The sequence below is a fragment of the Streptomyces sp. NPDC051576 genome, assembly GCF_040681835.1.
Lineage (GTDB): Bacteria > Actinomycetota > Actinomycetes > Streptomycetales > Streptomycetaceae > Streptomyces.
The window spans coordinates 448,027-460,247 of record NZ_JBFAZO010000003.1; the positions used below are offsets into that span (position 1 = coordinate 448,027).

Here is a 12,221-nt window from a genome sequence, read left to right on the forward strand (position 1 = left end):
CCCTGAGGGCATGGCGGTCGAGCAGAGTCACGACATGGGTGAGTGCAGGAAGGTCGACGACGGCATCACCCGTGTCTTCCAACTGCTCGGCAAGCGCTGGACCGGGCCGATCGTGGCCGTCCTGATGGGGCAGCCCGTCCACTTCTCCGACCTGCGCCGGGCGATCCCGGGCATCAGCGAACGCATGCTCTCCGACCGGCTCACCGAACTCGGCGCCGCCGGGCTGCTCGTCCGCGAGGTCGACGAGGGACCGCCGCTGCGCGTCGCGTACCGGCTGACGGCGGCGGGCATGGCGCTGGAACCGGCACTTCGGGAACTCGCGGCGTGGGCCAAGACGCATCTGCCGGAGGGGTGGCAGTCGGGCCAGTGCTGACGCCGGCCCGGCGCGAGGCGTCTCGGGCACCGTCGGTTTTCCACAGCCGCCGAGTTGTCCACAGGGTCTGACGCGTTTTCGCCACCGGCTGTACGGTCGTCGCGAGTTGATGTTCGTGCGGGTGTACGGGGGAGGCGGTCGGGATGACCGAGGCAGGTATCGGTATGGGGCGCAGGCTGCCCGGGGTGCGGGGCTTCGCCACATGGCCCGTGGAGGGGTCGCCCAAAGAAGAGGGGAAGGCGCTGCGGGAGAGCGTCCCGCGCAGCGCGCACGCCGCTCTCGACCTGGACGGATCCCGCCCCGACGCGGTGACCGCGGTCGAGGAGTCCGGCCGCGGCCGGATCCCCGGGCTCACTCCGATACGGGTGGGCAGGATGGCCGCCACGCCCTTCGCGTTCCTGCGCGGTTCGGCCGGCCTCATGGCCTACGACCTCGCCCGCACCCCCATGACCCGGATCGGCGCCCAGATCTGCGGCGACGCCCACGCGGCCAACTTCGGCCTGTACGGCGACGCCCGCGGCGGCCTGGTCATCGACCTGAACGACTTCGACGAGACCGTGCGAGGCCCTTGGGAGTGGGACCTCAAGCGCCTTGCCGCCTCGCTGGTGCTCGCGGGCCGGGAGGCCGGTGCGGACGAGGACACCTGCCGTACGGCGGCACACGGCGCGGTGGGTTCCTACCGCCGCACCATGCGACTGCTGGCGAAGCTCCCGGTGCTGGACGCGTGGAACGCCATCGCGGACGAGGAGTTGGTCTCGCACGCCGACGCCCGGGACCTGCTCGGCACCCTGGAGCGGGTCTCCGAGAAGGCGCGGGGCAACACCAGCGGAAAGTTCGCGGCCAGGTCGACCGAGGCGGCAGAGGACGGCGGGCGCCGCTTCGTCGACGCCTCGCCGGTGCTGCGCCGGATCCCGGACGAGGAGGCCGCTGCGGTGGCCGCGGCCCTGGAGGAGTATCTGGACACGCTCTCCGAGGACCGCCTCCCGCTGCTCGCCCGGCACACGGTGCACGACGTCGCCTTCCGCGTCGTCGGCACGGGCAGCGTGGGCACCCGGTCGTACGTCGTGCTGCTCCTGGACCATCGCGGAGAACCGCTAGTCCTCCAGGTGAAGGAGGCCCGGCCCTCGGCCCTGGTGCCGCATCTGCTGACCGCCGGGTTCGACGCGCCGCCCGTCGCGCACGAGGGTCGGCGGGTAGTGCTCGGGCAGAAGCGGATGCAGGTCGTCAGCGACATCCTGCTGGGCTGGACGACGGTCGACGGACTGCCGTTCCAGGTACGGCAGTTCCGCAACCGCAAGGGCAGCGTCGACCCGGCCGCCCTCGCCGCCGACCAGATCGACGACTACGGCCGGATGACCGGCGCCCTCCTGGCCCGCGCCCACGCCCACAGCGCCGACCCGCGCCTGGTCGCCGGCTACTGCGGCAAGAAGGACGAGCTGGACGAGGCGATAGCCACGTTCGCCGTCGCCTACGCCGACCGCACCGAGGCGGACCACGCGGAGTTGGTGGGGGCGGTGCGGTCGGGTCGGATCGCGGCGGAGCTGGGGGTGTAGGCGGTGCGCGGGCGGCGGGGAGGGGTGCGGGGAGATGGGCGCACGGTCCGCCTCCACGCCTCCCCGGGCACCGGCGCAGCCGATGCCCCGTCGCCGGTCGGGCCGTGGCCTACGCTGGTCGGGTGACGACCCCGGAAGCTGAGCAGACCCAGTCCGCGCCCGTTGGTGAACCGGCGCCGGAGCAGACGGGTGCCGAGGTGCCGTCCGCCGGTGGAGCCGCGGCGGGCGACGGTTCCGTGAGCGAGGGCACCGGAGACGGCGCGGCGCCCCGGCCCGAGGAGCGGCTGGAGCGGGCCGTGCGCGCCGCCGAGCAGGCGTTGATCGAGTACGAGATCGCGGTGGACACCTTCCGCATCGAGGTCGAGAACTTCTCCCGGCTGCACCACCAGAAACTCGGCCCGATGTACTCCCGGCTCGACGAGCTGGACGCGCGGATCGCCGAGGCCATGGCCGCCCGCACCGGTGATCCCGAGGACATCCGCAGGGCGGACGAGGCCCGGGCGCGGGTGATGCCGATGCCCGCGGTCGAGGAGCTGTTCCACGGCTGGATGGACGGCGACGGCCTGTTCCCGGAGGCCGCGGCGATGCTCACTGACCAGCCGGTACGGCCCCCGCAGCGGGTGCGCCCCAGCGAGGAGGCCCGCAAGCTCTACCGCGAGCTGGCCCGCAAGGCCCACCCCGACCTGGCGCAGGACGACGACGAGCGCAAGCGCCGTGAGGAGTTCATCACCCGGGTCAACGCCGCCTACAGCCGCGGCGACGCCCCGCTGCTGCGCGAGCTGGGCGAGGAGTGGGCCGCGGGACCGGCCCCGGCGGAGCGCGGCCCGAGCCCCAGCGAGGAGCTGTACGCCCGCCTGGAGTGGCTCGCCCACCGCAAGGAACTCCTCACGCTCGTCGCCCGCGAACTGGAGGAGGGCGCCATCGGCTCCATGCTCCGGATCGCCCCGGACGACCCGGACCGTCTCCTCGACGAGATCGCCGAGCAGTTGCTCGCCCAGGTCGCCGAGCGGGAGGAGGAGCTGGCGACGCTGCTCGGACAGCCGCACGCTTCGGAAGGCCCGTCGGGTAGCGTCGGGCCATGAGTTTCGGAGCTGGTGTGCCCACGGTCGAGGTCGGAGACCTCAAGGACGGCGACTTCCTGCTGGACGTCCGCGAGGACGACGAGTGGCAGGCCGGTCACGCCACGGGGGCGCTGCACATCCCCATCAGTGAATTCGTGGCCCGGTACGGAGAGTTGACCGAGGCCGCGCCGCAGGACGGCCGGGTCCACGTGATCTGCCGCTCCGGCGGGCGCTCGGCCCAGGTCACGATGTATCTGGCCCAGCAGGGCATCGACGCGGTGAACGTGGACGGCGGCATGCAGGTGTGGGCGGCCGTCGGCCGACCCGTCGTCACGGACGAGGGCCAGCCGGGCTTCGTGCTGTAGCCGTAGCCGTCGGGGGGCATTGGGCGCCTAGCCCAGCGGATGGGCCGCCAGCAGGTCCCCGAGCGCTTCCTCGTGCGCCGCCGCCGGGCCGAGCGACAGTTCCAGGTGCTTGGCCCAGGCGTGGTACCGGTGCAGCGGATACTCGGTGTCGGCGCCGAAGCCTCCGTGCAGATGCTGCGCGGTCTGCACGACCCGTCGTACCCCCTCCGCGGCCCAGATCTTCGCCACGGCCAGGTCAGCGGCGGCCGGCAGCGCGCCCGGTGCGCCCGAGGCGATGCGCCAGGCGGCCTGCCACAGGGTGGCCTCCATCGCGCGCAGGTCGACATAGCGGTCGGCGGCCTGCACGGCGACGGCCTGGAAGGTCGCGACGGGGAACCCGAACTGCTCCCGCTTGCTGGTGTATTCGCCGGTCATGCGCAGCACGGCGGTGCCGAGTCCGAGGGCCAGCGCGCAGGTGCCGGCGGTAAGCAGATCGCGCAGCCACTCCCAGGCGCCCTCGGCGTCGATGACGTCGACCCTCGCGACCGGCACGGATTCCAGGCGCAGTTCGCCGAGCCGCTCGCCGGTGGTGGAGATCTGCTCGGCGAGTACGACGCCCTCCCGGTCGGGGGCGACCAGCGCGAGGACGGCCCGGTCGGCGTCCGTGTGTGCCGGTACGACGACCAGATCCGCGTTGTGCGCCCAGGGCACCGCCGTCTGCACCCCGTCCAGCACCCACCGGTCGCCGTCCCGCCGTGCGGTCACGGCGAGTTCGGCCGGGTCGTGGCCGGTACGACCGTGCGCCGCCACGGTCAGCACGAGGTCGCCGCGGCCGGCCCGGGTGAGCAGGGCGGACCTCAACTCCTCGCCGCCGTAGGCCTGTACGGTCGCGGCGGCCGCGCTGCTCTCCAGGAGCGGCACCCTGGCCAGCACCTTCGCCGATTCCCGCAGCACCAGGCACAGGGCGATGGCGTCCAGGCCCGCTCCGCCGTACGCCTCGTCGAGCAGCAGGCTCAGCAGGTCCGCGTCGGCGAGCCTGGCCCACAGTGCCCGGTCGAAGTCGTCGGCGACGGCGCCCGTGGTGTCCGCCGGACTGGGCACCCCGTCCGGTGCGACATCGGCGAACACCCCCGCCGCCGCTTCGGCCGCCGCCCGCTGCTCCTCGCTGAAGGTGAAGTCCACGGTCCCCTGCCCTCCCGCACGCACACCGGCCAACGGCCGGGCGTCCGACTGGATCTGACGGAGCGTCAAGATAGAACAGGTTCTAGAAGAAGGGAACGGTCGCACCTCCTGGGTGTGCGCGATGGGTATCCACTGTCCGGGCGCGGGCTGGCCGACCGATCGTTCGGTCTCGTTGTGTCATGGTGGGATGCGCCGAGGAGAGGTGTCAACGGCTGTGGATAACCTGCGGGCAGCCGCTGTGGACAACGTGTGTGGCCTGTGAGGCGGAGGACTGTGCCCGGGGCGTGCGCCTGAGTACCGTTCCGTGCGACACCGGGGCGTGGTAGGCGTGGAACGTCGCGGGGCCCTTCGGCCGGGCGGGAACGGTGGCCGGAAGACCGACGGGAATCGGAGACGGGGCGGAATGGACGCGAACGACGGAGGCTCGAACACCCCCGAGGGGGACTCGGACGCCCCTGAGCGCGAGCAGACGCCTGCCTCCTCCGCCGAGGGCCCGCGCCCGCCCGCCGCCCCCGAGGGGCCGCACGTGCCCGCCCAGCAGCCCTCGCCCGAGCCGCAGCCGCCGACCTCGTCGTACGACTCCCCGCACCCCGACGCCCGTATCGGAGTCGCCGCGCTGTCCCTGCGCTATCAGGTCGGCGCCGCGCTGGCGGTCGCGGTCGTCGCGGTCGCCGCGCTCGTCCATCTCGGGATGGTGTTCCTGCATGTCGCGCCGTCGAACACGGTGACGAAGCAGCACGGCACGGCGATCGACGAATGGATCTACCCGGAGTTCGAGCAGAACTGGAAGCTGTTCGCGCCGAACCCGTTGCAGCAGAACATCGAGGTCCAGGTCCGCGCGGACGTCCGTACCGCCGACGGCTCGACCCGTACGACCGGCTGGTACGACCTGTCGGCCGAGGACGGCGCGGCCATCGACGGCAATCCGCTGCCGAGCCACACCGAGCAGAACGAACTGCGCCGGGCCTGGGACTTCCTCACCGCCACGCACGACGGCGACAACCGCCCGGTGGGCCTGCGCGGCACGCTCGCGGAGACGTATCTGCGGCGCATCGTCGTGCTGCGCCTGGGCCGGGACCACGCGGCCGGGCAGGGCGGTGTCGTCCAGCGCGTCCAGGTCCGCTCCCGCACCACCAACGTGCCCCCGCCCGAGTGGAGTGACGAGAAGGTGTCGACCACCCCCGATTACCGCCTGCTGCCGTGGTGGCCGGTGCCGGCGGACGAGGCCGCGGGAGGTGTCCGGTGAGCGGATTCGCCCCGTCCGTGTCGCGCGGTATCGCCCGCGTCACCGAGTCGGCCTTCGGCCCCTACCAGAGCGCCGTGATCCGTATCGGCTTCGCCGCGACCTGGCTGCTGTTCCTGCTGCGCGAACTGCCGCACCGCCAGGAGCTGTACGGCCCCGACGGACCGTGGAGCTGGGACCTCGCCCGGCAACTGATCGCGGACAACGGCGCCTTCACGGCCCTGATGTGGTCGGACGGGCAGTTCTGGTTCGAGACGGTGTACGCGCTGGCCGTGCTGGCGAGCGTCCTGCTGCTGCTGGGCTGGCGCACCCGCACCATGTCCGTGCTGTTCATGGTCGGTGTCCTCTCGCTGCAGAACCGCAGCGTCTTCATGGGCGACGGCGGCGACAACGTCCTGCACCTGATGTCCCTGTACCTGGTGTTCACCCGCTGCGGCCAGGTCTGGTCCCTCGACGCGCGCCGCGCCGCACGCGCGCGTGGGGAGCGGATTCCCGACCGCGTGGGGCCCGTGCTGTGGGTCGTGCTCGGCGCCGCGCTCGTCGCGGTGACCGCGGGCGGCCGGTTCGACAGCGCCCTGTTCGTGCCCGTGCTCCTGTGGGGAGTGTGGCTGGCGCAGGCCCTGTGGTGGGCGGTCGGGCGGTACGCGAAGTCGTACGAGCCCCGGGTGCTTCTCGACGTCGTCGCGAACGTGATCCACAACGGCGCCCTGTTCGTGATCGCGAGCGAGGCCTGTCTGATCTACGCGACGGCCGGCTGGTACAAGATCCAGGGTTCCCGCTGGCAGGACGGCACGGCCGTCTACTACCCGCTCCACCTCGACTACTTCTCGCCCTGGCCCGCCCTCGCCGATCTGCTGGCCGGCAACGGCACGATGGTCATGCTGGTGACCTACGGGACCGTGATCGTGCAGGTCGCCTTCCCGTTCACGCTCTTCAACCGGCGCGTCAAGAACGTCCTGCTGGCCCTGATGATGACCGAGCACGCGGTGATCGCCGTGGTCCTGGGGCTGCCGTTCTTCTCCCTGGCGATGATCGCGACGGACGCCGTCTTCCTGCCGACGTCGTTCCTGTGCCGGCTGGGCGGATGGGTGGCACGCGCGCGTGGGCGACTGTTCAAGGGCGGCGGCCCTACGCCCCCGGAACGGTCCCTGGAGGAGCCACGCGGCCCGGAGGACCCCGAGCACACCCGCGTAGGCTTCACGGCATGACCGACCCCGCCGCGGCCGCCTGGCACCGGCTCGCCGACGCCTCCGTGCTGCTCGACGGCTTCCACGCGCTCAAGCACGCGCTGCGCTTCGGGGCCGAGGTCCCGATGGCGGTCACCACGGACCGGCCGGCGGCCCTGGCCCTCGCCGGAGAGCTGGCTCCCGATGTACGGGAGACCCTGGACGCGCTGCTGACCGAGGTCCCGGAGGACGTGTACCGGTCCTTCGTGCCGCGCCCCCACCCCACCGCCGTGGCCGCCCTCGCCGTGCGCCCCGCGCGCGAGGCCAACCTGGAGCGGCTCGGACACACGCCCCGCAGCGCGCCCGTCGTGGTCCTCGACAACCCGCGCAACCTGGGCAACGCCGGGGCCGTGATCCGGCTCGCCGCCGGATTCGGGGTGACCGGGGTCGTCACCACCGGGACGCTCGACCCCTGGCATCCGACGGTCGTGCGCGCCGGGGCGGGGCTGCACTTCGCGACCGCCGTGGAGCGGCTGACCGTGGAAGAGCTGCCCCCTGGGCCGGTGTTCGCCCTCGACCCGGAGGGCGACGACATCCGGGGCCTGAAGCTGCCGGACGACGCGGTGCTCGCCTTCGGCTCCGAGCGCAGCGGACTGTCGGCCGAACTACGCGCGCGTACCGACCACTTGGTGGCGCTGCCGATGCGCCCCCAGGTCTCCAGCTACAACCTCGCGACCAGTGTGGCCATGACGCTGTACCACTGGAGTGCCACCGGGGGCGCACCGCTCGTCCCTTAGGACAGCGTTTACGCGTCCCGCCGGATCTCGACGACCCGGAAGCGGTTGGCCACGAACGCGCCGTCGCACAGTGCCGCGTTGGCCGCCGGGTTGCCGCCCGAGCCGTGGAAGTCGGAGAACGCGGCCGTCTGGTTGACGAACACTCCGCCGGTCAGGTTCAGCGAGAGCTGGGCGGCCTCCTCCAGACAGACCTCCTCGACGGCCCGCTCGACCTCCTCGTCGGTGGTGTACGCGCCGACCGTCATCGCGCCCTTCTCGCGGACCGTGCGCCGCAGCAGCTCCACCGCGTCGGCCGCCGAGTCGACGGCGACGGCGAAGGAGACCGGCCCGAAGCACTCGCTCATGTAGGCGGCTTCGTCATCGGGCTTGGCGCCGTCCAGCTTCACGATGACCGGGGTGCGGACGACCGCGTCCGGGAAGTCCGGGTTGGCGATCTCCCGTGAGGCGAGGGCGACTTCACCGAGCCCGGAGGCCGCCTCCAGGCGGGCCTTCACGTCCGGGTTGACGAGCGCGCCCAGCAGGCCGTTCGCGCGGGCGTCGTCGCCGAGGAGGCCGTCCACGGACCGCGCGAGGTCGGCGACGACCTCGTCGTAGGACCGGGGGCCGTCCTCGGTGCGGATGCCGTCCCGGGGGATCAGCAGGTTCTGCGGGGTGGTGCACATCTGGCCGCTGTACAGCGACAGGGAGAATGCCAGGTTGGACAGCATCCCCTTGTAGTCGTCGGTCGATTCGACGACCACGGTGTTGACGCCGGCCTTCTCCGTGTAGACCTGCGCCTGGCGGGCGTTGGCCTCCAGCCAGTCGCCGAAGCCGGTCGAGCCCGTGTAGTCGATGATCCGGATCTCGGGGCGGGTGGCGAGCGTCTTGGCGATGCCCTCACCGGGGCGCTCGGCGGCCAGCGCCACCAGGTTCGGGTCGAAGCCGGTCTCGGCGAGCACCTCGCGGGCGACCCGCACCGTGAGCGCGAGCGGCAGCACCGCGCGCGGGTGGGGCTTCACCAGGACCGCGTTGCCGGTGGCGAGGGAGGCGAACAGGCCCGGATAGCCGTTCCACGTCGGGAAGGTGTTGCAGCCGATGACCAGGGCGGTGCCGCGCGGTACCGGTGTGAAGCGCTTCTCCATCAGGAGCGGGTCGCGCTTGCCCTGGGGCTTGGTCCACTCCGCGGTGTCGGGGGTGCGGACCTGCTCCACGTACGCGTACGCCACCGCCTCAAGACCGCGGTCCTGGGCGTGCGGGCCGCCCGCCTGGAACGCCATCATGAAGGCCTGGCCGCTGGTGTGCATGACCGCGTGGGCGAACTCGTGCGTCCGGTCGCTGATCCGCTTGAGGATCTCCACACAGACCACGGCACGCACCTCCGCGCCCGCGTCCCGCCAGGCCCGCTGCCCGGCGCGCATGGCCGGCAGCAGGACGTCGAGGTCCGCGTGCGGGTACGTCACGCCCAGCTCGATGCCGTACGGCGACACCTCGCCGCCCACCCAGTCGTCCGTGCCGGGCTGGCCGAGGTCCAGGCGCGTGCCGAGGAGGGCGTCGAAGGCGGCCTTGCCCGCCGCCGCGTCCAGGCTGCCGTGCTCGCCGTAGGCCTTCGGGTGCTCGGGGTGCGGGGACCAGTACGCGCGCGTGCGGATGGCTTCCAGCGCCTGGTCGAGTGTGGGCCGGTGCCGGGCGATCAGCTCGTGCGCGGTCGGTTCGGCGGCCATGCGGGACCAACTCCTCGTCTCAAGAACTCGTCTGCGAGTTCATGACCTGGGCAGAAACATGGGCGGAAACAGGCGGTCAGAGTTAGAGTAACCGAACGATCGGTCGGGACAAGGGGGTCCGCCGCATCTGTGGAAAACCCCGTGCGGGAGGATCGCGCACATGACAGCACTGGACCTCAGCAGCCCCGTGGCCGTCGTCGGCACCGGCACCATGGGCCAGGGCATCGCCCAGGTCGCGCTGGCCGCGGGCCACGTCGTACGGCTCTACGACTCCGTCCCGGGCCGGGCCGAGGACGCCACCGCCGCGATCGGCGCCCGCCTCGACCGGCTGGTCGAGAAGGACCGGCTCGGCGCCGCCGACCGGGACGCCGCACGCGCCCGTCTCCTGCCCGCCGAGGCCCTGGCCGACCTCGCGGACTGCACCCTGGTCGTCGAGGCCGTACTGGAGCGGCTGGACGTCAAACAGCAGCTGATGCGCGACCTGGAGGACGTCGTCGGCGAGGACTGTCTGCTCGCCACCAACACCTCGTCCCTCTCGGTGACCGCCATCGGCGGCGCCCTGCGCAACCCCGGCCGCTTCGTGGGCCTGCACTTCTTCAACCCGGCCCCGCTGCTGCCGCTCGTCGAGGTCGTCTCCGGGTTCGCCACCGACGTCACGTCGGCCACGCGCGCGTACGAGATGTCGCGGTCCTGGGGCAAGACCCCCGTGGCCTGCGCGGACACCCCCGGTTTCATCGTCAACCGCATCGCCCGGCCCTTCTACGCCGAGGCCTTCGCGGTCTACGAGGCACAGGCCGCCGACCCGGCCACCATCGACGCGGTCCTGCGCGAGTCCGGCGGCTTCAGGATGGGCGCCTTCGAACTGACCGACCTCATCGGGCAGGACGTCAACGAGTCGGTCACGCACTCCGTGTGGCAGTCCTTCTTCCAGGACGTGCGCTTCACGCCCTCGCTCGCCCAGCGCCGCCTGGTCGAGTCCGGGCGCCTGGGCCGCAAGACCGGACAGGGCTGGTACGACCACGGGGACGACGCCGAGCAGCCCGAGCCGCACACCGCGGAACCGGCCCAGGCGCCCGCGTACGTCGTCGTGGAGGGCGACCTGGGCCCGGCCGCCGAGCTGGTCGCGCTGATCCGCGAGGCGGGCATCGTCGTACGCGAGGAGGAAGAGGACCACGGCACCCGCATGGTGCTGCCCGGCGGCGGCCAACTGGCGCTCGCCGACGGACAGACCTCCGTCGAGTTCCGCGACGTCGTCTACTTCGACCTCGCCCTCGACTACCGCAGGGCCGGCCGCATCGCGCTGTCCGCCTCCCAGGACACCGCGTCGGGGACCCTCTCCGAGGCGATCGGCCTCTTCCAGGCGCTGGGCAAGGACGTCAGCCTCATCGGTGACGCCCCCGGGATGATCGTCGCCCGCACGGTGGCCCGGATCGTCGACCTGGCGCACGACGCCGTCGCCAAGGGCGTCGCCACCGAGGAGGACATCGACACCGCGATGCGCCTGGGCGTCAACTACCCCCTGGGTCCCTTCGAATGGAGCCGCAAGCTGGGCCGGAGCTGGGCCTACGACCTCCTGGACGACCTGCACCTGCGTGATCCGTCGGGACGCTACGCGCCGTCCCTCGCGCTCTACCGCCACGCGTACGCCACCGAGAAGCGGGAGGGCACCCCATGACCACCGCCAAGCGCGATTCGTACACCCCGGAGACGCTGCTCTCCGTGGCCGTCCAGGTCTTCATCGAGCGCGGCTACGACGGCACCTCCATGGAGCACCTCGCCAAGGCGGCCGGTATCTCCAAGTCGTCGATCTACCACCACGTCACCGGCAAGGAGGAGCTGCTGCGCCGCGCCGTCAGCCGCGCCCTGGACGGTCTCTTCGGGATCCTCGACGAGGAGCACGCACGCGTGGGGCGCGCCGTCGAGCGGCTGGAGTACGTCGTACGGCGCATGGTCGAGGTGCTCACCTCCGAGCTGCCGTACGTGACGCTGCTGCTGCGGGTGCGCGGCAACACCGACACCGAGCGGTGGGCCCTGGAGCGGCGCCGGGACTTCGACCACCGGGTGGCCGATCTGCTGAAGGCCGCGGCGGCGGACGGTGAGGTGCGCGGTGACGTGGAGGTACGGCTCGCGACCCGGCTCGTCTTCGGGATGATCAACTCCATCGTGGAGTGGTACCGGCCCGACAGCCGGGGCATGGGCGAGCGCGAAGTCACCGACGCGGTGGTCCAGTTGGTGTTCTCCGGGCTGCGCGGCCAGAACTGAGCGAGGTCAGCTCTGGGGCTCCAGGTCCTCCTCCTCGAAGACCAGCAGGGTGCGTGAGCTGAGTACCTCGGGGATCGCCTGGAGCCGGGTGAGCACCAGCTCGCGCAGCGCCCTGTTGTCCGGCGTGTGCACCAGCAGCAGGACGTCGAAGTCGCCGCCCACCAGCGCGATGTGCGAGGCGCCCGGGAGCAGCTTGAGCTGCTCGCGGACCGTGCGCCAGGAGTTCTGCACGATCTTCAGGGTGATGTAGGCCGACGTGCCCTGACCCGCCCGCTCGTGGTCGACGCGGGCGCCGAAACCGCGGATGACACCGTCCTCGATGAGGCGGTTGATGCGCGCGTAGGCGTTGGCGCGGGAGACATGCACGCGTTCGGCGACCGACCTTATCGACGCGCGGCCGTCCGCCTGGAGCATCTGGAGGATGTCCTGATCGATGGCGTCGAGCGGACGCGGGGGCGGCAGGGCGCTGCCGGCCTCCGGGCCCTCGGCCATTTGTTCAGGTGCCATGTCCCCCCGCCTCCCTACCATGGACGTACTGCG

12 protein-coding genes are annotated in these 12,221 nt (G+C 72.1%); 9 read left to right on the plus strand and 3 right to left on the minus strand.

Translation table 11 applies throughout. The features are described 5' to 3' along the window. Positions 1 to 10: 10 nt before the first annotated feature. The 4 genes from AB0M63_RS11850 (at position 11) to AB0M63_RS11865 (ending at position 3,352) form a co-directional block, all read left to right on the plus strand. Positions 11 to 373, plus strand: coding sequence for a helix-turn-helix domain-containing protein (locus AB0M63_RS11850; protein WP_355919833.1), 363 nt, complete (start codon positions 11 to 13; stop codon positions 371 to 373). Between the two features lie 143 nt (positions 374 to 516). Then, the gene (locus AB0M63_RS11855) at positions 517 to 1,926 is read left to right on the plus strand and encodes a DUF2252 domain-containing protein (RefSeq protein ID WP_355919829.1); all 1,410 of its coding nucleotides are present in this window, start codon (positions 517 to 519) and stop codon (positions 1,924 to 1,926) included. A 236-nt stretch (positions 1,927 to 2,162) separates the two neighbouring features. Then, positions 2,163 to 3,008 (plus strand): J domain-containing protein, encoded by an 846-nt coding sequence (locus AB0M63_RS11860; RefSeq protein ID WP_355920008.1) that lies wholly within the window; start codon positions 2,163 to 2,165, stop codon positions 3,006 to 3,008. A 14-nt stretch (positions 3,009 to 3,022) separates the two neighbouring features. Further along, positions 3,023 to 3,352, plus strand: a complete 330-nt coding sequence (locus tag AB0M63_RS11865) for a rhodanese-like domain-containing protein (protein WP_355920005.1) — start codon at positions 3,023 to 3,025, stop codon at positions 3,350 to 3,352. Positions 3,353 to 3,379: 27 nt separating this feature from the next. On the opposite strand, the gene AB0M63_RS11870 is transcribed toward AB0M63_RS11865, so the two are convergent. After that, on the minus strand, positions 3,380 to 4,513 hold the full coding sequence (locus tag AB0M63_RS11870) for an acyl-CoA dehydrogenase family protein (RefSeq protein WP_366019478.1): 1,134 nt from the start codon (positions 4,511 to 4,513) through the stop codon (positions 3,380 to 3,382). Between the two features lie 403 nt (positions 4,514 to 4,916). Here AB0M63_RS11870 and AB0M63_RS11875 point away from each other — a divergent pair, with 403 nt between their 5' ends. Genes AB0M63_RS11875 through AB0M63_RS11885 form a run of 3 tightly spaced genes read left to right on the plus strand, consistent with a single transcriptional unit; the run spans position 4,917 to position 7,719 of the window. After that, positions 4,917 to 5,759, plus strand: a complete 843-nt coding sequence (locus tag AB0M63_RS11875; protein WP_366019257.1) for a DUF5819 family protein — start codon at positions 4,917 to 4,919, stop codon at positions 5,757 to 5,759. Beyond that, positions 5,756 to 6,964, plus strand: coding sequence for an HTTM domain-containing protein (locus tag AB0M63_RS11880; RefSeq protein WP_366019258.1), 1,209 nt, complete (start codon positions 5,756 to 5,758; stop codon positions 6,962 to 6,964). Before AB0M63_RS11875 ends, AB0M63_RS11880 begins: the two co-directional genes overlap by 4 nt. Then, positions 6,961 to 7,719, plus strand: a complete 759-nt coding sequence (locus AB0M63_RS11885) for a TrmH family RNA methyltransferase (protein WP_366019259.1) — start codon at positions 6,961 to 6,963, stop codon at positions 7,717 to 7,719. Before AB0M63_RS11880 ends, AB0M63_RS11885 begins: the two co-directional genes overlap by 4 nt. An 8-nt stretch (positions 7,720 to 7,727) precedes the next feature. Here the strand turns inward: AB0M63_RS11885 and paaN are convergent, their stop codons facing one another. Next, positions 7,728 to 9,419, minus strand: a complete 1,692-nt coding sequence (paaN, locus tag AB0M63_RS11890) for a phenylacetic acid degradation protein PaaN (protein ID WP_355919817.1) — start codon at positions 9,417 to 9,419, stop codon at positions 7,728 to 7,730. Between the two features lie 160 nt (positions 9,420 to 9,579). Here paaN and AB0M63_RS11895 point away from each other — a divergent pair, with 160 nt between their 5' ends. After that, positions 9,580 to 11,094, plus strand: coding sequence for a 3-hydroxyacyl-CoA dehydrogenase (locus AB0M63_RS11895; RefSeq protein WP_355919814.1), 1,515 nt, complete (start codon positions 9,580 to 9,582; stop codon positions 11,092 to 11,094). Beyond that, complete coding sequence (locus tag AB0M63_RS11900) at positions 11,091 to 11,681, plus strand: TetR/AcrR family transcriptional regulator (protein WP_366019260.1); 591 nt, start codon at positions 11,091 to 11,093, stop codon at positions 11,679 to 11,681. The genes AB0M63_RS11895 and AB0M63_RS11900 overlap by 4 nt, the downstream gene beginning before the upstream one ends. A 6-nt stretch (positions 11,682 to 11,687) precedes the next feature. On the opposite strand, the gene AB0M63_RS11905 is transcribed toward AB0M63_RS11900, so the two are convergent. Further along, a complete protein-coding gene (locus tag AB0M63_RS11905; RefSeq protein WP_355919999.1) occupies positions 11,688 to 12,173 on the minus strand; it encodes an Lrp/AsnC family transcriptional regulator in 486 nt (161 codons plus the stop codon). Between the last annotated feature and the right edge of the window lie 48 nt (positions 12,174 to 12,221).